16 protein-coding genes, 1 other RNA gene and 1 riboswitch are annotated in these 21,271 nt (G+C 30.3%); of the genes, 9 read left to right on the top strand and 8 right to left on the bottom strand.

Annotated elements, in window-relative coordinates:
- Positions 1 to 880 (bottom strand): ABC transporter substrate-binding protein (locus ACTG3S_RS04980; RefSeq protein WP_439128271.1); only part of this gene is annotated, 880 nt, incomplete at its 3' end.
- Entirely contained in the window at positions 877 to 1,914 is a 1,038-nt protein-coding gene (gene guaC, locus ACTG3S_RS04975) for a GMP reductase (protein ID WP_439128270.1), read from the bottom strand. The genes guaC and ACTG3S_RS04980, both read right to left, overlap by 4 nt.
- 77 nt (positions 1,915 to 1,991) lie before the next feature.
- A riboswitch (cobalamin riboswitch) is annotated at positions 1,992 to 2,250 on the top strand.
- Between the two features lie 147 nt (positions 2,251 to 2,397).
- Between guaC and ACTG3S_RS04970 the strand changes: the two genes are divergently transcribed.
- Positions 2,398 to 4,329, top strand: coding sequence for a TonB-dependent receptor plug domain-containing protein (locus ACTG3S_RS04970; RefSeq protein ID WP_439128269.1), 1,932 nt, complete (start codon positions 2,398 to 2,400; stop codon positions 4,327 to 4,329).
- Positions 4,330 to 4,379: 50 nt separating this feature from the next.
- On the opposite strand, the gene ACTG3S_RS04965 is transcribed toward ACTG3S_RS04970, so the two are convergent.
- Genes ACTG3S_RS04965 through ACTG3S_RS04955 form a run of 3 tightly spaced genes read right to left on the bottom strand, consistent with a single transcriptional unit; the run spans position 4,380 to position 6,233 of the window.
- Positions 4,380 to 4,892, bottom strand: a complete 513-nt coding sequence (locus ACTG3S_RS04965; protein ID WP_439128268.1) for a hypothetical protein — start codon at positions 4,890 to 4,892, stop codon at positions 4,380 to 4,382.
- Between the two features lie 3 nt (positions 4,893 to 4,895).
- Positions 4,896 to 5,615, bottom strand: a complete 720-nt coding sequence (locus tag ACTG3S_RS04960; protein WP_439128267.1) for a DUF3307 domain-containing protein — start codon at positions 5,613 to 5,615, stop codon at positions 4,896 to 4,898.
- Between the two features lie 3 nt (positions 5,616 to 5,618).
- Positions 5,619 to 6,233, bottom strand: a complete 615-nt coding sequence (locus tag ACTG3S_RS04955; RefSeq protein ID WP_439128266.1) for a SatD family protein — start codon at positions 6,231 to 6,233, stop codon at positions 5,619 to 5,621.
- A 268-nt stretch (positions 6,234 to 6,501) separates the two neighbouring features.
- Here ACTG3S_RS04955 and ACTG3S_RS04950 point away from each other — a divergent pair, with 268 nt between their 5' ends.
- The 7 genes from ACTG3S_RS04950 (at position 6,502) to ACTG3S_RS04920 (ending at position 15,773) form a co-directional block, all read left to right on the top strand.
- Complete coding sequence (locus tag ACTG3S_RS04950) at positions 6,502 to 8,823, top strand: ATP-dependent helicase (protein WP_439128265.1); 2,322 nt, start codon at positions 6,502 to 6,504, stop codon at positions 8,821 to 8,823.
- A 153-nt stretch (positions 8,824 to 8,976) separates the two neighbouring features.
- The gene (locus tag ACTG3S_RS04945; protein WP_439128264.1) at positions 8,977 to 9,627 is read left to right on the top strand and encodes a DUF4290 domain-containing protein; all 651 of its coding nucleotides are present in this window, start codon (positions 8,977 to 8,979) and stop codon (positions 9,625 to 9,627) included.
- Between the two features lie 3 nt (positions 9,628 to 9,630).
- Entirely contained in the window at positions 9,631 to 10,941 is a 1,311-nt protein-coding gene (murA, locus tag ACTG3S_RS04940) for a UDP-N-acetylglucosamine 1-carboxyvinyltransferase (protein ID WP_439128263.1), read from the top strand.
- A 125-nt stretch (positions 10,942 to 11,066) separates the two neighbouring features.
- On the top strand, positions 11,067 to 11,615 hold the full coding sequence (locus ACTG3S_RS04935) for a nucleotide exchange factor GrpE (protein ID WP_439128274.1): 549 nt from the start codon (positions 11,067 to 11,069) through the stop codon (positions 11,613 to 11,615).
- 75 nt (positions 11,616 to 11,690) lie between these two features.
- Complete coding sequence (gene dnaJ / locus ACTG3S_RS04930; protein ID WP_439128262.1) at positions 11,691 to 12,827, top strand: molecular chaperone DnaJ; 1,137 nt, start codon at positions 11,691 to 11,693, stop codon at positions 12,825 to 12,827.
- 189 nt (positions 12,828 to 13,016) lie between these two features.
- Positions 13,017 to 13,321: RNase P RNA component class A (gene rnpB / locus ACTG3S_RS04925), an RNA gene on the top strand.
- Between the two features lie 184 nt (positions 13,322 to 13,505).
- On the top strand, positions 13,506 to 15,773 hold the full coding sequence (locus tag ACTG3S_RS04920; RefSeq protein ID WP_439128261.1) for an aconitate hydratase: 2,268 nt from the start codon (positions 13,506 to 13,508) through the stop codon (positions 15,771 to 15,773).
- Between the two features lie 190 nt (positions 15,774 to 15,963).
- Here ACTG3S_RS04920 and ACTG3S_RS04915 read toward each other — a convergent pair whose 3' ends face one another.
- The 3 genes from ACTG3S_RS04915 to ACTG3S_RS04905 form a co-directional block, all read right to left on the bottom strand.
- Positions 15,964 to 16,317, bottom strand: coding sequence for a hypothetical protein (locus ACTG3S_RS04915; RefSeq protein WP_439128260.1), 354 nt, complete (start codon positions 16,315 to 16,317; stop codon positions 15,964 to 15,966).
- A 195-nt stretch (positions 16,318 to 16,512) separates the two neighbouring features.
- Complete coding sequence (locus ACTG3S_RS04910; protein WP_439128259.1) at positions 16,513 to 18,321, bottom strand: DEAD/DEAH box helicase; 1,809 nt, start codon at positions 18,319 to 18,321, stop codon at positions 16,513 to 16,515.
- A gap of 139 nt (positions 18,322 to 18,460) precedes the next feature.
- Positions 18,461 to 19,855 carry a hypothetical protein gene (locus ACTG3S_RS04905; RefSeq protein ID WP_439128258.1) on the bottom strand — a complete coding sequence of 465 codons (1,395 nt, stop codon included), beginning with the start codon at positions 19,853 to 19,855 and terminating at the stop codon, positions 18,461 to 18,463.
- Between the two features lie 184 nt (positions 19,856 to 20,039).
- On the opposite strand from ACTG3S_RS04905, the gene ACTG3S_RS04900 reads away from it, so the two are divergent.
- On the top strand, positions 20,040 to 21,271 hold a 1,232-nt coding region (locus ACTG3S_RS04900), incomplete at its 3' end, for an ABC-F family ATP-binding cassette domain-containing protein (RefSeq protein WP_439128257.1).

Genomic DNA, 21,271 nt, shown 5'->3' with positions numbered 1-21,271 from the left:
AATCTGCATTTTGAGCTTTATCAAAAACACTTTCAAAACTTAAAGATAAACTTCCTTTTCCTTTTGTGTTTTTCCATAAATAATCAACATTTGCATCTTTTAAAAACTGAGCAACAAAACTTTCACCAGCAGGTAAATTCCAAATATCTTTACTCATAATAGCACCAGACAAAACCGTTGATTTTTTGCTAGATTTTAAAGCGATTTGTTTTGCTTCCAAGTAATTCGCTTCTATGGCTTTAAAAATGCTATCAGCTTTTTTTTCTTTATCAAATAAAACACCAAAAAATTTAATCCACTCTGCTCTTCCTAAAGGTGTTTCTTCTAACCAATCTCCATTATAAATAACCTTGATACCTGCTTTTTCTAGGATTGATAAACTTTTTTCCGCAGAAGAAACACTATAACCAACAACCAATTCTGGCTGTAAATTCAGTAATATTTCTGTATTTAAGGCAGCTTCTTTACCAATTTCTATAATTTTTCCTTTATCAATTAAAGCTCTTGTTTTTTCTGAAGAAACATATTTAGCATGTGGAAACCCAATAATAGAATTTTCTTCGTCCAATAATTCAATCATCGGAATATGTGTAGTGGAAGTGGCAACAAATCGCTTTACAGGAACTTCAATAGATTCATTTTTATAATCTATTTCTTTGTTAGTTTTAGTCCAAATTTGATATTCAAAAGATTCTTTAGAATTTTGATATGCTGCTTTTATGATTAATTTTTTCACTCCATTTTCTACAACAATATCAAAACCTTTGGCGTAATTTATATTACTTTTTGATTGAATTGTTTCATTTATTTTAACATTTTCTTTTTTACAAGAACCAAAAACTATAAACCAAAAGCTAAAAACTAAAAACTTTTTTTTCATGAGTAGACTTGGTTTTCTTGTTCTTGCACTCTTATAAAAGTAGTTCTTTTCGTTAATTCCTTTAATCTACTTGCACCCACATAAGTACAGGTAGATCTAATTCCGCCTAAAATATCTATAATTGTATTTTCTACATCTCCTTTAAAAGGTACTTCAACAGTTTTTCCTTCAGAAGCTCTGTAATTTGCAACACCACCAACATGTTTGTTCATAGCTGTTTCAGAACTCATGCCGTAAAATATTTTAAATTTTTCACCATTTTTTTCTAAGAACTCACCACCACTTTCTGCGTGACCAGCTAACATGCCACCCAACATCACAAAATCGGCACTTCCGCCAAAGGCTTTTGCAAGGTCTCCAGGAATTTTACAACCTCCATCAGAAATAATTTGTCCACCCATTCCATGAGCAGCATCTGCACATTCTATAATGGCAGATAATTGTGGATAACCCACACCGGTTTTTACACGAGTTGTACAAACAGAACCAGGTCCGATACCAACTTTTATAATATCTGCTCCAGCCAATAGTAATTCTTCTACCATTTCTCCTGTAACAACATTGCCTGCAATAATTATTTTGTTAGGATGATTTTTGCGCATTTTTTTTACAAAATTTACAAAATGTTCAGAGTAGCCATTGGCAACATCAATGCATATAAAGTTAATTTGCGGAAATTCATCTAAAATAGTTTTTACTTTTTCAGAATCTTCTTTACCTGTACCAGTACTAACAGCTATATTTTTTAAAATATTTTTTGATGCTTTATTTGCAAAACTTCTCCAATCGTTTAGGGAATAATGTTTATGTATAGCAGTAAATAAATTGTGTTTAGACAATGCTATGGCCATTTCAAAAGTACCAACTGTATCCATATTTGCGGCCATAATTGGTATTCCTTTCCAAGTAATATCACTATGTAAAAAAGTAAATTCTCTTTCTAAATCTACTTGAGATCTTGACTTTAGTGTAGAGCGTTTTGGGCGAATCATTACATCTTTAAAACCTAATTTTAGGTCGTTTTCTATCCTCATAATTTTATAAAATAATTAGATTTTAAAGATATAAATTTTATCGACGCTTTTGTTAGATTCTTTAAAAGATTGCATATATATTTGCCCTGATTTTAGGTTTTAATGCAGTTCACAATTGCATTAAATTAAAAGGGAATCTGGTTAAAATCCAGAACTGTACCCGCAACTGTAAGTTAAAACTGTTTTTGTTTAAATTTTTTAAACGCTAATCAGTACCTCTCTAGAGGATGTTGTTACTACTATTGCCACTGTTTAAATCTGTTTTATTTCAGAAAAAATGGGAAGGCTAACAACATAAAAACAAGTCAGGAGACCTGCCCAAAATTACAAGTAATAAAACTTTCGGGATAAAAGTTTATGTACTAATAGTTATTCGTACACAAAATTTACCTGATTTATTTAAAAAACCGAAACAATTTTCGGGTTAACAAACTATTGACTTTTATTTAAGTAAGTGTCAATTTTTAAATTAAATCATTCACAATGAAAAACCAATTATGTATGATTGGTGTTTTGGCATGTACGCTTCTAAACACCAACATTTTTGCACAAAAAAAACGTGTTGAAACCCTTAAAGAAGTTGTTGTTACAGCAACCAAGTTTACCTTAAAAAAAGAAAATACAGGTAAAGTAATTCATAAAATTACACAAAAACAACTACAACAAAACGCTGGTAAATCTGTAATAGAAATTTTAAATACCATTGCTGGTATAGATGTTAGAGGCGTAAATTCAAACCCTACGGAACCTAGAGGTATAAATGTTAGAGGTGGTAGAAGTAGGCAAGTATTAGTGTTGATAGATGGTGTGCCTGTTACAGATCAATCTGCTATAAATCAAGAATTTGATTTGCGTTTATTGGCGGTAAATCAAATAGAAAGTATAGAGATTTTAAAAGGAGCTTCATCAACTTTATATGGTTCAGGAGCAGCAACAGCAGTTATTAATATTATTTTAAAAAAAGCCTCTAAAAATAAAATTTCTGGTTCTTTTGAAACGAGCTTAGGTACAAATAATACGGCAAATTCATCAAATAGTAATTTATCAGACAGAAATCAAAATATTAATTTGAATGGTAGTTTAGGTAAATTTAATTTTTTAGCATCATTTAGTTTATCAGGTGTAAATGGTATGTCATCTGCAGTAAGTAATACCAATACTATTTTTGAAGAAGATACATTTTATTCTAAAAATGCACTTTTTAAATTGGGATATCACATCATTAAAAATTTAGAAATAGAAACGTTTTTAAATTTTGATGATTTCGAATATGATTTTGATGCTGGCGCTTTTTTAGATAATGATGAAAACAATGGAGATCAGCAGCAATTTAGATTTGGCATAAAACCTAAATATACTTATGAAAATGGACAGGTTTACTTGTTGGCCTCTATGAATACAGTAGAAAGAAATTTCTCTCAATTTAACGCTTTTGCAGGTTCTTTAGATGAATATAATTTTAAAGGACGAAGTTTAAATATCGATTTGGTAAATAAATATGAATTCTCTAAAAACCTACAATTAATTTCAGGAATAAATTACCAAGAACATAGCAACCATACAATAACACCTTTTGCAACTATAGATAAAGAAATAGCTAATTTTAATACCTTAGATCCCTACGCTAGTCTTGTATATGTATCAGATTTTGGTGCTAGTTTTAATGCAGGTTTACGATACAGTATGCATAACGTCTATGGTAATCAATTGGTTTATGATGGTAATATAGCTTACACCGTTTTAAATAATGATAACACCAATGTAAAATTATTAACTTCTTACAGTACCGCATTTATTGCACCTAGTTTGTATCAATTATACGATGGTTTTTCTGGAAATATAGATTTAAAACCAGAAACTAATGAAACTTTAGAAGCTGGTTTCGATATTAACTATCAAGACTGGTTGCAGTTAGATTTAGTGTATTTTAAAAGAATAGAAAAAGATGCCATAATTTTTGACAACAATACTTTTAAATATTCAAATGGGTCTTCAAATGCTAATGGTATAGAAATTTCTACAAAAGTAGTACCCACAGCTTATTTATCTGTAAATACTTCTTATACTCATATTAATAAAGATGAATTTGAAGATTTTGAAGATTACATACCTGCTAGTAAATTTGTAATGGGTTTAGATATTACACCTTTTAAAAACACCTATTTTAATTTTACTTACAGAAATGTAGGACAAAGAACTTTTTTTGATAGATATGGCTCTTTTGGAAATGCCGGCGAAGATGTAATTTTAGATAAATATGAAGTTTTAGATTTTATGGCGAATTATAAAATGTTGAATAATACAGTAACTATCTTTACGGCATTTACAAATCTATTAAATGAAGATTATAATGATATTTTAGGCTTTTCTACTAGAGGTAGAAATTACAAAGTAGGGATTAGACTACAATTTTAAATTTCTTATAGAATTAGAGAATTAGCCTCCATTTTGGAGGCTTTTTTTATTTATAATATTTTTTTTACTTCACTTTTTATAAAATCGATGGCAGTTTCTGTAGGTGGTGTAGATTTAGAATAATCTATCAATACATTTTCTCTTAAATCGTTGGCAGAAGAAGAGTTTTCTGCAACTTGTTTCAGTTTATTGGTAACTGCATTTTTTGCAGCGTAAATAGCTGTCCAAGTTTCATCAGAAATATAAATTTGTTGCACCAAATTATGTTCAAACTCTTGATTAATATTTGCAATTAGCAAATCTAAATAATCATTTGTGTCTTTAGAAATTGGTGGAATTCTCATAAGCATTTTTACAGGGTTTATACGTTCGCAAAACAGCATTAAACGTTCGTAAGCTTGCAGTTTAATAGGTAAAGACTCTTTTTTTTGTTGTGCCAAAAGGTCTAATTTTTTTTCTGATATTTTATTGTTGATGAAACCATTAAACATATAATAAGCTACAAAACCAGTAACTGCTGCAGGTAATATATATGCGAAACTTTCTAAAATTTTATCTTCCATAATTTATATTAATGTTGCTAAATATCGGTACAAAACACCTATTAAAATGGCAAAACCAAAACTTAATAAAGTACCAATTAAAATATATTCTGTTAATTTACGGTCTTTAGAAGATGTTAAATCTCCAAATCTAAAAACAGATTTTGCTGCTAGTAAAAAACCAATAGCTTCCCAATGATTGGTAACTACAAATACAAATACAAACAAACGTTCTAAAATACCAATATAACGCCCTGCTTTTGCTAAAGAATCGTCATTTTCTTTCTTACTTTCAGGATTCCATTGTGTAATGATTATTTTTATAATTACAGCAGAAACACTGGTTACCATTAATATAGCTATTATAAATAATAGCGTTTTTTCTGTAAAAATTTCTTTAAAAGAAAAATTAAAATTGTTGTAAATAGTTGTTGCAAAAAATAAGAGTAAAACATGTAAAATCTGGTCTGTTACAAACCAAGCTCGTTTTGTTTTTTTCTGTTGAAATTGAAGTTTTAACGCATCAAAAATAAAATGTGAAACAACAATAACTAAAATGCCCAACCAATATTTTTGTACATTAAACTGTACAAAAAACAACAGTAAAAAGGTCTGTATTCCTATATGAAGATATAGTTTCTGAGATTTAATTTTATTTTTCTCTTTGTCTTTAACCCAACTTTCTGGTTGTAGTACAAAATCGCCTAAAATATGTGCCAATAAAAACTTTAAAAATAGCAGCATAATTTAGTTGTTAATTTTTTGGTTGATCAGTTTTCTAAATCGTTTCTCTAATTTCATAATAGGTTCTAAACCTGCTCTTTTTTGTCTTTCGCTAACTCTACCTTGTGTAATTCCTAAAATATTTGCAATCTCATTTTGTGTTGCATTTTCTTTTTCTAAAGAAATACTAAAAACTTCTGCAGAATTTATTGTCCAAGAATCTATAGTTAATAAAGCCAAGTCGAAAGCAATGTTTAGTTCTTCATCTAAAGCGCTCCAAGGTGTTTTTATGGCTAAATTTTGTTTTTTTAGATAATTATCAAAAGCAAAACCAGAGTTTACAAAGGCTTCTCCATTAGATTCTGTAATTTTAGTAGCATTAAATTCTTTTTTACCAATTCCAATACCAATTCTTACATCAATATTTACGCTACTTTTCATTTTTGCCTTAATTTTAAGAGCAACTTTTAAGGCTTCTTCAACACTGGTAATTTCTAACTGAAAACTATCTCCTCTGTAAATCTGCCATTTTTTTGGTGATGTACCAAAACCTTCTAAAACCTCTTTTAGCAATTTTAGCCAAAGTGTGTCTTTACTTTTTCTAGAATTAACAATATCTCCTGTTAAAATACTTATCATCTGCCATCAATATTTTATCAAATATAGTGTTTTTTGATCATAAAACAATAAAATATCTGCCTAAGAACAGATATTTGATATTATCTGTCTATAAACAGATATTGTATTTTATCTGCTTTAGAGCTGATATTTTAATATAGTGTGTTGTCATGCATAAAACATCAATTTATATTGAATAACATTGTGAATAAAAACTAAAAATCTTCTTTAAAAAAAGGATTAGTTTGGTTAATTTCACACTTTAAATACTTCATAAAAAAATATTTCTTTGAGTAATTATTTAGATTCTTTAAACGAAGCACAAAAACAAGCGGTCTTACAAAAAGATGGCCCAATGATTATCATTGCAGGTGCAGGTTCTGGTAAAACACGTGTGTTAACCTATAGAATTGCACATTTAATGCAACAAGGTGTAGATTCGTTTAACATTTTATCGCTTACGTTTACCAACAAAGCTGCTAGAGAAATGAAAGAAAGAATTGCTGGCGTTGTAGGTGTAAGTGAAGCTAAAAATCTTTGGATGGGTACTTTTCACTCTGTTTTTGCGCGAATATTACGTTCAGAAGCAGACAAATTAGGCTTTCCAAGTAACTTTACAATTTACGATACGCAAGACTCTGTTCGTTTGATTAGTGCCATTATTAAAGAAATGGGTTTAGACAAAGAACGCTACAAACCCAAGCAAATTTTAGGTCGAATTTCATCTTTTAAAAATAGCTTAATTACAGTTAGAGCTTATTTTAATAATTCAGATTTGCAGGAAGCAGACCTGCATGCAAGCAGACCAAAAGTAGGCGATATTTACAAAGAATATGTAGACAGGTGTTTTAAAGCAGGTGCCATGGATTTTGATGATTTATTGTTAAGAACCAACGAGTTATTGGCGCGTTTTCCAGACGTTTTGGCAAAATATCAAGACCGGTTTCGTTATATCATGGTAGATGAGTATCAAGATACAAACCACTCGCAATACATTATTGTTAGGGCTTTGGCAGACCGTTTTCAAAATATTTGTGTGGTGGGTGATGATTCTCAGAGTATTTATAGTTTTAGAGGGGCAAACATTCAAAATATCTTAAATTTTCAAAAAGATTATCCAGATGTTAAAACCTTTAAATTAGAACAAAATTATAGATCTACCAGTAATATTGTAAATGCTGCGAACTCGGTAATTGCAAAAAATAAAACAAAGTTAGATAAAGAGGTTTGGACCAGTAATGATGCTGGAGATTCCATCAACGTAATGCGTACCATTTCTGATGGTGAAGAAGGGCGTTTTGTAGCACAATCCATTTGGGAAAATATGATGAACAATCAGCTAACACCCGATAATTTTTGTGTTTTGTATAGAACAAATTCACAATCTAGAGCCATAGAAGACGCTTTACGAAAAAAAAATATTGAGTATAAAATTTACGGAGGAATTTCCTTTTATCAGCGTAAAGAAATTAAAGATATTTTGTCTTATTTGCGTATTTTAATCAACCCAAATGACGAAGAGGCTTTAAAAAGAATTATCAATTATCCTGCAAGAGGAATTGGAACCACAACAATTGATAAGCTAACCATAGCTGCAAATCATTATAAAAAATCAATTTTCGAAATTATAAAATATATAGAAAAAATTGACTTAAAAATAAATTCTGGGACTAAAAATAAGTTACAGAATTTTATGAATATGATTTTACGATTTCAAATAGAGGCAAAAACCAAAAATGCCTTTGAAATTGCAGAAATTGTGGTAAAACAAACCCTTTTAATTAAAGATTTAGAAAAAGACGGTACACCAGAAGCTGTAAGTAAAGTAGAAAATGTACAAGAACTTTTAAACGGTATAAAAGACTTTATAACCGATAAAATAGAGCAAGGAGAAGATACTTCTTTAACTTCTTTTTTAGAAGATGTTGCTTTGGCTACAGATTTTGATACCAAAAAAGATAATGAAAAACCTAGTGTTTCATTAATGACCATTCATCAATCTAAAGGATTGGAATATTTATACGTCTACATTGTTGGTTTAGAAGAAAACTTATTTCCTTCTGCCATGAGTATGAATACGAGAAGCGAGCTAGAAGAAGAACGTAGATTGTTTTATGTGGCGTTAACAAGAGCAGAAAAAGCAGCGTATTTAACTTATGCACAAACACGTTACAGATGGGGTAAATTGGTAGATGCAGAACCTAGTAGATTTTTAGAAGAAATAGACGATCAATTTCTATATTATATCACACCAAAAGTACCAGAACCTTCTGTAAACAGATTTGTAGATAAAAGTATTTTTGATGATGCTCCAAAAGGAATTCGCTTTCAAAAACCCATTCAACGAAAAAAAATGGAGCGAGATATGGTGAAAAAGAAAGAAGTCATCATTCCTAAAAACTTAAAAAAAGTATCAGAAACAACTTCAAAAACAAACTTATTTGATGAAGCTATTGTAATTGGTAATATTGTAGAACACAATAGATTTGGTGCAGGAGAAGTGATTGGTATAGAAGGCAAAGGCCCTAATAAAAAAGCAGAAATAAAATTTAGCACCGTTGGTAAAAAGAAATTATTGCTACAATTTGCTAAATTAAAAGTAATAGGATAATTAATTACAAATAATTAATTATTAATTGGTAATAATTAATTATTTTGCAACTTTAAATAACTACAAAAACAAGTTGTCAGTTCGAGCGCAGTCGAGAACTAATAAAATTTTTAAAATTAATTGAAAATTTTAAAACTTCACAAAAACAAATAAATGACATTCGATTTAGAATATAACTCAGAAAGACCATTAATGATTATTCCAGAATATGGAAGACATATTCAAAAAATGGTAGACCATTGCGTGGCTTTAGAAGATGAAGAGGAACGTAATAAAATGGCAAAAGCCATTGTAGATGTAATGGGTAATTTACAACCCCATTTACGAGACGTGCCAGATTTTAAACACAAACTTTGGGATCAATTGTACATCATGTCAGATTTTAAGTTAGAAACTAAGTCTCCTTATCCAATTCCCTCAAGAGAAGAGTTACAAGAAAAACCAGAGCGTTTGCCATATCCAAAATATGCTTCAAAATATCGTTATTATGGTAACAATATTCAAACCATGATAGATGTTGCTTTAAGTTGGGAAGAAGACGAAAAGAAAGACGCATTAGTCTATACCATTGCAAATCACATGAAAAAATGTTATTTAAATTGGAATAAAGACACCGTAGATGATGCTGTAATATTTAATCATTTGTATGATTTGTCTGATGGTAAATTAGATTTAAGAAACTCAGAAGAAGAATTATCTGATAGTAAAAACCTTTTAAGAAAAAGAAATTCTCAAGGGCAAAACAATACTAAAAATCATAAAAAACAACACAATAATAACAACAAGAATAGAAAAAGATACTAATCTATGGCGTCATTTAAAATAGAAGGAGGACATAAATTAAACGGAACAATAACGCCACAAGGAGCTAAAAATGAAGTTTTACAAATACTTTGTGCAGTTTTATTAACATCAGAAAAAGTTGTTGTAAATAATGTACCAGATATTATAGATGTAAATAAACTAATTTTTATTCTTGGTGAATTAGGTGTCAAAGTAGAAAAATTATCAAGAAATTCTTATTCTTTTCAAGCAGATAACATCAACTTAAAATATTTAGAATCAGAAGATTTTAAAAGAGATGGTAGCTCTTTAAGAGGTTCTATTATGATTGTTGGGCCACTTTTAGCACGTTTTGGGAAAGGATATATTCCAAGACCTGGAGGAGATAAAATTGGGCGAAGACGTTTAGACACACATTTCGAAGGCTTTATCAGGTTAGGTGCCACCTTTAGATACAATAAAGAAGAATCTTTTTATGGTGTAGAAGCAGACCAACTACAAGGTGTAGAAATGTTGTTAGATGAAGCCTCTGTAACAGGTACAGCAAATATTTTAATGGCAGCAGTATTAGCAAAAGGTACTACCAAAATTTACAATGCAGCCTGTGAACCTTACATTCAACAACTCTCTAAAATGTTGAATGCAATGGGCGCAAAAATTAGTGGAGTAGGTTCAAACTTACTAATTATAGAAGGTGTAGATTCTTTAGGTGGTTGTGAGCACACAGTTTTGCCAGATATGATAGAAATTGGTTCTTGGATTGGTGTTGCAGTAATGACACAATCAGAACTAACCATCAAAAACGTTTCTTGGGAAAATCTAGGACAAATACCTAATGTATTTAGAAAACTAGGCATCACTTTAGAAAAAAAAGGAGACGATATTTATATTCCAGCACAAGAATCCTATGAAATTCAAAACTATATAGATGGTTCTGTGTTAACAGTGGCAGATGCACCTTGGCCAGGGTTTACACCAGATCTGTTAAGTATCGTTTTAGTGATTGCAACACAAGCAAAAGGTACTGTGTTAATCCATCAAAAAATGTTCGAAAGTCGTTTGTTTTTTGTAGACAAATTAATAGACATGGGTGCAAAAGTTATTTTGTGCGATCCACACAGAGCAACCGTAATTGGGCACAATTTTCAATCGCAATTAAAAGCTACAAAAATGACCTCTCCAGATATTAGAGCAGGTATTTCGTTATTAATTGCCGCACTTTCTGCAAAAGGAACTTCAATAATTAATAATATAGAGCAAATAGATAGAGGTTACGAAAACATAGAAGCTCGTTTAAAATCTATTGGAGCAAAAATTGAAAGAATAACAGATTAATAATTTTTAATATCAAAGTTTTAAAAACCTTGTAGGTATAAATAAAATAGTGTCAGTTTGACACTATTTTTTTGTTGGCAACATTTTTGCCAATTAATATGAGACAATTTAATGATTACAAAGAAATGAGTAAGAAAGAAAATATACAAGAAGAAGAAATAAAAAACGAGCAAGAAACTGCTCAAGTAGAAGAAAATCAAGAAGTTGAAGCAGAGGTGGTAAAAGAAGAACCAACTGCAGAAGAACTAATTCAAGCAGAAAAAGACAAATTTTTACGTCTTTTTGCAGAGTTCGAAAACTATAAAAAAAGAACCACAAGAGAAAGAATAGAACTTTTTAAGACAGCAGGACAAGAAGTTATGACATCTTTACTGCCAGTAATAGACGATTTCGAGCGCGCTCTGTCACATATAGAAGATGATAAAGAAGCAGAAGAATTACGAAAAGGTGTACTATTAATCTATAACAAATTCTACAACACATTAGAGCAAAAAGGCTTGTCTAAAATAGAAACCAATGCTGGTGATGTTTTTGATGCAGAAATTCACGAAGCAATTACACAAATTCCTGCACCTACAGATGATATGAAAGGTAAAGTAATAGATTGTGTAGAAAAAGGATACAAATTAGGAGACAAAATCATTCGTTATCCAAAAGTGGTAATAGGACAATAAAAAGTAGGCAGTTTACAGTCGCAGTTTCCAGTTTTTGGACTGCTTACTTTATACTGCTACTTAAAACTGAACAAAATGGCAAAACAAGATTATTACGAAATATTAGGAATCTCAAAATCTGCTTCTCAGGCAGAAATAAAAAAAGCTTATAGAAAAATGGCTATAAAATATCATCCAGATAAAAATCCGGATGATAAAACAGCTGAAGAAAAATTTAAGCTAGCAGCAGAAGCCTACGAAGTTTTAAGCGATGATAACAAAAAAGCAAGATATGATCAATATGGTCATGCTGCCTTTGAAGGTCCTCAAGGTGGAGGTGGCTTCGGAGGAGGTGGTATGAATATGGATGACATATTTAGCCAGTTTGGAGACATCTTTGGAGGTGGAGGCTTTGGAGGCGGTTTTGGTGGTTTTGGTGGTGGTGGAGGCCAACGTCAAGCCAGAGTTAAAGGAAGTAATATGCGAATTCGTGTAAAATTAACTTTAGAAGAAATTGCCAAAGGAGTAGAGAAGAAGGTAAAAGTTCGTAGAAAAGTACAAGCAGAAGGCGTAAAATATAAAACGTGTACCACTTGTAACGGTTCTGGACAACAAATGCGTGTTACCAACACAATTTTAGGTAGAATGCAAACAGCAACTACTTGTTCTACTTGTTCTGGAGCAGGAGAAATTATAAGCTCTAAACCAAATGGGGCAGATGCACAAGGTTTAATAATAAAAGAAGAAACAGTGCCAATTAATATTCCTGCAGGTGTTACAGAAGGTGTACAGCTTAAAGTAGGTGGTAAGGGTAATGATGCTCCAGGGAAAAATGCTATTTCTGGAGACTTATTAGTATTGATTGAAGAAATTCAACACGAAAACTTAAAAAGAGAAGGTACTAATATACATTATGACTTGTATATTAATTTTTCAGAAGCAGTTTTAGGAGCTAGTAAAGAAGTAGAAACCGTTTCTGGTAAAGTTAAAATTAAAATAGAACCAGGTACACAATCTGGTAAAATTTTACGTTTAAAAGGTAAAGGTTTACCAAGCATAGAACGTTATGGTAATGGGGATTTCTTAATCCATATTAATGTTTGGACACCACAAGAATTAAACAAAGATCAAAAGTCTTTTTTCGAAAATACGTTAGAAGATGATAACTTTACCCCAGCACCAAATAAGTCTGATAAATCATTTTTTGAAAAAGTAAAAGATATGTTTTCATAGTACTATGTTAATAAACATTTTAAATACATTCAATAAATAGATTTTATTTTTTTTAAGTTGATTATTAATATATATTTGCAGTGTTGTTAAGCAATTAACAACACTTTTTCTTTTTCATAGCAATTTTTCCCACTCAATTTTATTGAGTGGGTTTTTTTATAAAAAGAAATTGTAATTTTGAAAATTATTAAAGCAGGCTTATCTTATCGTCACGCTTTTAGTGTGAAGGAAAGTCCGGACACCAAAGAGAATCATAGCGGATAACATCCGTCCAACGTAAGTTGAGGACAAGTGCAACAGAAAGCAAGTACAGTTAGGCTGTAGTGAAACCAGGTAAACTCTATGAGGTGCAATGCCATGTAAATTAGAGTTAGAGAGTTTCTCGCTCGATTCTAAAGGGTAGGCAGATAGATTCTAAAAGTAATTTTAGAACTAGATAAATGATAAGAACCTTTTTAAGGACACAGAATTCGGCTTATTAGCCTGCTTTTTTTTTAATATTTTCTAATTATTTTTAATTTTAGTTAAAAAACACTTCTTTTTTTTATAGAATTCTTAATTTATTTATAAATAGCTTTTTTTTATTTATAAATTATAGCAATCTATTATTTATCTTTTAAATTTCACTTAAAAACTGTAGTTTTGTGATATTTATAATTTGTAAAACTAAACTAGCATATGGCTTTTGACATTGATATGATTAAAAAAGTGTACGCAAACGTTGTAGAACGCGTAGACGCAGCACAAAAAATTACAGGGAAACCTTTAACTCTAGCAGAAAAAATATTGTACTCTCACCTTTGGGATGGCAATCCAACCAAAACTTTTACAAGAGGAAAAGATTATGTAGATTTTGCCCCAGATAGAATTGCATTGCAAGATGCAACTGCACAAATGGCTTTATTACAATTTATGCAAGCGGGTAAATCTAAAGTTGCTGTACCTACAACAACACATTGTGATCATTTAATTCAAGCTAAAAATGGTGCAAGTACAGATTTACAATCTGCATTAAACACGAGTAATGAAGTTTTTAACTTTTTAGAATCTGTATCAAATAAATATGGTCTAGGATTCTGGAAACCAGGAGCAGGTATTATACATCAAGTTGTATTAGAAAATTATGCATTTCCTGGAGGAATGATGATTGGTACAGATTCTCACACAGTAAACGCTGGTGGGTTAGGTATGGTAGCTATTGGTGTTGGTGGTGCAGATGCAGTAGATGTAATGGCAGGTATGCCTTGGGAATTAAAATTTCCAAAATTAATTGGTGTAAAGTTAACGGGTAAACTTTCTGGTTGGACAGCACCAAAAGATGTTATTTTAAAAGTAGCGGATATATTAACCGTTAAAGGTGGTACAGGTGCCATTGTAGAATATTTTGGGCCTGGAGCAACATCGATGTCTTGTACAGGTAAAGGTACAATTTGTAATATGGGGGCAGAAATAGGTGCTACAACATCTACTTTTGGATACGATGATTCTATGGAACGATACTTACGTGCTACGGATAGAGATGATGTTGCAGATGCAGCAAATACAGTAAAAGATTATTTAACGGGTGATAAAGAGGTTTATGAAAACCCTGAAAAATATTTTGATCAAGTTATAGAAATTAACTTATCTGAATTAAGTCCGCTTTTAAATGGACCATTTACACCAGATTTATCAACTGAAGCTGGTTCAAAAATGACTGAAAAAGCAAATGAAAACGACTGGCCATTAAAAGTAGAATGGGGTTTAATAGGTTCTTGTACAAACTCTTCTTACGAAGATTTATCTAGAGCATCTTCTATTGCACAACAGGCGATTGATAAAAATTTAAAAACAAAGGCAGACTTTGGTATCAATCCAGGCTCTGAAAAAGTTAGATATACTGCAGATAGAGATGGAATTTTAGGAGTATTTGAAAAATTAGATGCTACTATATTTACAAATGCTTGTGGACCTTGTATAGGACAATGGGCTAGATATTCAGACCCAAAAAATGCACCAAAAAATTCTATCATTCATTCATTTAATAGAAACTTTGCAAAACGTGCAGATGGTAACCCAAATACACACGCTTTTGTTGCATCACCCGAAATGGTAGCAGCTGTGGCTATAGCAGGTCGTTTAGATTTTAATCCAATGACGGATAAATTAATCAACGAAAATGGAGAAGAAGTAATGTTAGACGAACCGACTGGATGGGAATTACCACCAAAAGGTTTTGAAGTAAAAGATGATGGTTATTTAGCACCAGAAGAAGATGGAAGCCATGTAGAAATTGCTGTAAAAGACGATTCTGAAAGATTACAATTGTTAGAACCTTTTACACCTTTAGGATCAGAAATTAAAGGAGCAAAATTATTAATTAAAGCTTTTGGTAAGTGTACAACAGACCATATTAGTATGGCAGGACCTTGGTTACGTTTTAGAGGTCATTTAGATAATATTGCAAATAATACGCTAATAGGTGCAGTTAACGCATTTAACCACAAAACTAATTTTGTAAAAAATCAGTTAACAGGAGAATATGGAGGTGTGCCAGATGTGCAACGTGAATATAAGAAAGAAGGTATTAAAACTGTAGTTGTTGGAGATCATAATTATGGAGAAGGTTCTTCTAGAGAACATGCTGCAATGCAACCGCGTCACTTAGGTGTTGCAGCTGTTATTGTTAAATCTTTTGCACGTATACACGAAACAAACCTTAAAAAACAAGGTATGTTAGGCTTAACTTTTGCCAATGAAGCAGATTACGATTTAATTCAAGAAAATGATACGTTTGACTTTATAGACTTAAACGAATTTGCACCAGACAAACCACTTACTATAGAGGTTACTCATGATGATGGAAGTAAGGATACCATTAAATTAAATCACACTTATAATGATGCGCAAATTAAATGGTATAATGAAGGTTCTGCTTTAAATTTAATTAAAAAGCAAAATGCTTAATATTATTTTTAATAATTTTTTAAAAACTCCTGAAGAAATTCAGGAGTTTTTTTTGAATAACAATTAGCTAAACTTAAATGATTAAAGATTGTAATTTTAATAAATATAATATTTAATGTAAAAAAATAATGCCCAAATAAAGCAATACACTTTAAATGGGCACCAACTAACTAACTAACCAACCAGTTGTTTATTTATTTACTTTTATTTTTAAAGGCATTTTATATATTTCACCTTTTTTAATTCCTTTTGTACTTATTTTCTTGTAATTTAATTTAGACTTTAAATATGAGTTTAGTTCAGCTACTTTAGAATCTACAGAAAGTACTACAACTTCATTTTTATTATTTACAATAAATGAAATTTCTGTATGTGTTGTTTTTTTTAATTCAACTGGAATATTTTTTCCAATAAATTTAGAAACTTCAGTTCTTAAACTTTTTGTTTCTTTGTTTTTTTTAGGGTTGATTTCTGATGCATTAGTAGCTAATGTGGTTGATAAACTAATTGCAATAATAGCGATAATGGTTTTTAAATTTCTCATAATAAGTGTTTGTTTAAATTAATGTTATATGATATAGACGTCCCAAAAATTAAAACGTTTCACAAACTTATCAGCTTTAATATTTTATTAACGTTATTTAACTATAATTAAGGAATTTTGATTTTTTATTTCCTTTTAATGAAAAAACCTCACAAATTTAATTGTGAGGTTTTATAATATATATTTTTTTAAAATTTATCTTTCTCTACGTCTTCTACCAAAACCACCAGACTTTCTGTCTCCAGAATTTTTAGGTCTATCACTAGAACGTCTATCAGATCTCTTTCTATCATCACTTCTTTTAGAAGCACCCTCAGAACTTCTTCTTCTTCCAAAACCACCCTCTTTTTTTCCAAATGGTTTTTTACCACGTCTTTTTCCACCACCACCAGAACGTTCTTTCTTGGTAATTTCTACATTTACAGAGCGTCCGTCAAAATCTGGTTGATTATCACCAAAAGCAGTCAATGTTTCGTTTTCGAAATTTTTATCTATCTCAAAGAAAGAAAATGTGTCTAGAATATCTATTGCCCCAATTTCTATCTTGTCACCAATATTTTGGTCATTAATTAGACCAATCAATTTCGCTGGATTTAAACTGTCTTTTCTACCAATGTTAATAAAGAAACGAGTCATATTCTCATTTGTAGCTCTTGCCCTAGAGTTTTCTCTAGAAGATAAATCATTTAAATCTTTAGCATTTTCGTAGTATGCTAACATGGTATTAAACTCTAAAGAAACAAATTTTTGAATTAATTCTTCTCTATCTAAAGAAGCTAGTTTTTCATAAATAGTTGGTAAAAATTCATTAATTTCAGATGCATTAACTTCCGTAGCTTGTACTTTATCAATTAAATTCATTAATTGATTTTCTACAATTTCTTTACCTGTAGGTACTTTAGTTTCTACAAATTTCTTTTTTATAATTCTTTCTATAGCTCTTAACTTTCCTTTTTCTTTTCCGTTTACTAAAACAATAGAAATACCTTTGTTTCCAGCTCTACCAGTTCTACCACTTCTATGGGTATAATTTTCTATTTGATCTGGTAATTTATGATTTAAAACGTGTGTTAATTCTGTTACATCTAAACCACGTGCAGCAACGTCTGTTGCTACTAATATTTGAATGGTTTTTTTACGAAACTTACCCATTACAGAATCTCGCTGTCCTTGAGATAAATCTCCATGCAACGCATCTGCACTATAACCATCTTTTATAAGGTTATCTGCAATTTCTTGTGTTTCTCTTCTTGTTCTACAAAAGATAATTGCATAAATATCTGGATTTAAATCAGCAATTCTCTTTAAAGCAGGATAACGTGTTCTTTCTGTAACCGCATAATATTCATGACTTACGTTATCTGAACCTTGGTTTTTTTCACCAGAAGTAATTTCTACAGGTTTGGTCATGTAGTTTTTTGCAATAGCTTCTACTTCTCTAGGAAAAGTGGCAGAAAAAAGCAAGGTCTGTTTAGTTTCTGGGGTTGCTTCTAAAACTTTATCAAGTTCATCTTTAAAGCCCATGTTTAACATTTCATCTGCCTCATCTAACACTAACCATTGAACGTTACCTAACTTTAAGGCTCTCCTATTAATTAAATCTACAGTTCTACCTGGTGTACCCACTACAATTTGAGATCCTCTTTTTAAAGATCTAATCTGTGTATCCATATTAGCACCACCATAAACTGTAGTTACTTTTACTTTTGGTAAGTATTTGCAGAAATCTTCTATGTTTTTACCAATTTGTACAGCAAGTTCTCTTGTTGGTGATAAAATAATAGCTTGCACATTGCTATTATCTTCTTCTAAAAGTTCTAATATTGGTAAACTAAAGGCAGCAGTTTTACCTGTACCTGTTTGTGCAAATGCTTTTAAATCGTTTGTAGATGTTATAATTTGCGGAATTGCTTTTTCTTGTATAACAGTTGGTTTTTCGTAACCTAAATCTGTTAATGCATTGTTTATAGGTGCTTTTAAACCTAGCTCTAAAAATGTTGACATTACTGTGTTTTTGTAGATTCACAGAACGCCCACCTGCAAATCAATTTATAATTTCGACTTGATTTTTATTTGAGAATTTCTCAAAAATAAAACCGTGCAAAGTTACAGGAAATTAAATAGATAGCAAGTTTTAATCTATTTAATTATTTTTTGTAAGTTGTTTTAGCTGATAATAAATGTTTTGTGATGCTATAGAAGCATAACCATTTTCTACAATACCATTTTTGTTTACCAAAATAGTTCTTGGCATACCACTTGTTAAAAAGTTGTTTTTTAGGTTTTTGGTATTGATATAATATTGGTTTTTAATATCTACATTAGGTATTCTATTTAAACTATTACCATCTATTTCTATAACAGCAATATTTAAGTCTGGAAATTTATTTTTAAGATAGGGAATTCTAGAACTTAAAAACTCTTTTGAAAAATAGTCTTCATTCCAAAAAACTAATAAAGAATTTTTATTTATTACAAAATCTTGCACATTTATTGGTTGTTCAGTAAAATCAAAAAAGATAAAGTCTTTTATTTCATCTCCTCTATGTAAAGCTTCACCATCATTTAAAATATTGTTAATTAAGTTTTTGTCCTTTTCATTTGTGCTGTATTTAAAAAAGGCATCAAAAGTTTCTTTATTAATACTACAACTAGATTTTCTGTAGAAATGGTCTAAAACAGTACTTTTTAAAAAGGCATTTCTAGAGTTTTCAGAACTTATTTTATCATTTATAGACTTTAATAAATCTACTGTAAAATCTGAACTATATTGATTTTTAAGAGGCTTATGCCCTAAAGCGTAAGTAATATTGTATAAGTAATTTCGAATGTACTTTGTATATGGAGTATAGTACATTAGAGAATCGTTATTAAAATCTATATGATTTCTGTAGTCGTAAAATGACTTTTCTACTTGTATGAAATTATTTTCTCTGTTAATTCTTTTATGATTTATAGGGTATCTTTCTATTCTAGAATAAATAGGGTAGGTAAGGGCAATTTTTAAAAGTTTAAAATAATTGTCTGTCTCATTAGTATGGTTTTCTGCATAAGTTTTATAGGTTTCTAGCCTTACATTTAAAATAGAGTCTATTTTTCTTTTGTAAGCATTAGGTTTTAATTTATTTAATTTATAATACGATCTACCATCATTTTCATCTTCTAAAAAAATATCAACTAAAATATTATTTCTTTCTGCACCTTTCCCTGCATAAACTAAAGATTCGTCAAAATCCCATGTGTTTAAACGTAACATTAAACTGTCATTGGGTTCTAAATAGATATATTGATTTTCATTACCATGTTCAAAATAGTAAAGACCTTCATTTAAAGAGTTAAATTTCCCTAAAAATTTATTTTTATTGTCTAATAAAATTGTGTCAATAACCTTATCCATCGCAAATAAAACTACGTACTTTGTTTTTGGGTTAATAATTTTCCCACCAAAAAATGTAGCTTTATTCTTGTTAGAGTCTGCACAACTAGCAGTTAACACTAGTATTAACAAGGGTATATATTTAAATATTTTTTTTATCATTTATAGTTTAAGGCTTACGAACAAATGTAGAAATTTGGACTTGGTGTTCTTGTTAATTCACTGTTAAAATAGCCTTAAAAAAACTCCCAATTTTATTCTAATTCACTTGTAAATCTCTCCTATTTATAGGTTGTCAAGATAAATGGAATTTGTACTTTTGCACAAAATTAAAAAAATTACAATTATGTTATCTGTTTCTAATTTATCTGTACAGTTTGGTAAGCGTGTATTGTTTGATGAAGTAAATACTAAATTTTTGCAAGGAAATTGTTATGGTATTATTGGTGCAAATGGTGCAGGAAAATCTACTTTTTTAAAAATACTTTCCGGTAAGCAAGAACCAACCTCAGGACAAGTACATTTAGAAGCAGGAAAACGCATGTCTGTTTTAACACAAGACCATTATGCTTATGATGATTTTCCTGTTCTAGAAGCAGTGGTTATGGGTAACAAAGAATTATTTTCTATTAAAAAGGAGATTGATGCTTTGTATGCAGATTATACTGATGAAAATGCCGAAAAGATCGGAGAACTACAAGTAAAGTTCGAAGAAATGAATGGTTGGAATGCAGATTCTGATGCTGCTGCAATGTTATCTAATCTTGGTATAAAAGAAGAATTGCATTACACTTTAATGAAAGATTTAGATGGTAAGCAAAAAGTACGTGTGCTAATTGCACAAGCATTATTTGGGAATCCTGATGTGTTAATTATGGATGAGCCAACCAATGATTTAGATTTCGAAACTATTGCTTGGTTAGAAAACTTTTTAGCAAATTATGATAATTGTGTAATTGTAGTTTCTCACGATAGACACTTTTTAGATGCTGTTTGTACACATATTTCTGATATTGATTTTGGTAAAATAAACCATTATTCTGGTAACTATACTTTTTGGTATGAGTCTAGCCAATTAGCGGCAAAACAACGTGCACAACAAAACAAAAAAGCTGAAGATAAAAAGAAAGAGTTAGAAGAATTTATTCGTCGTTTTTCTGCCAACGTTGCTAAATCTAAGCAAGCAACGTCTCGTAAAAAAATGATAGAAAAATTAAACGTAGAAGATATTAAACCATCTAGTAGACGTTACCCAGCTATTATTTTTGATAGAGATAGAGAAGCAGGAGATCAAATATTAAATGTAGAAGGATTAACTAAAAGTTTTGAAGGAGAAAACCTTTTTAACGATGTACATATTAATTTAAATAAAGGAGATAAAGTAGCTGTAATTTCTAAAAACTCTAGAGCTATTACTGCTTTTTATCAAATTATTACTAATAATGAAAAGGCAGACGATGGAAAGTTTTCTTGGGGTGTAACCACCACACAGTCTTATTTACCATTAGATAACTCAAGTTTTTTTCAAAATGGAGATTTAAATTTGGTGGACTGGTTAAGACAATATGCACAAACAGA

The organism is Polaribacter sp. (assembly GCF_965656025.1).
Classification (GTDB): Bacteria; Bacteroidota; Bacteroidia; order Flavobacteriales; family Flavobacteriaceae; genus Polaribacter.
The sequence above is the reverse complement of the archived record's forward strand: the minus strand, read 5'-3'. Positions and strand labels throughout refer to the sequence as shown.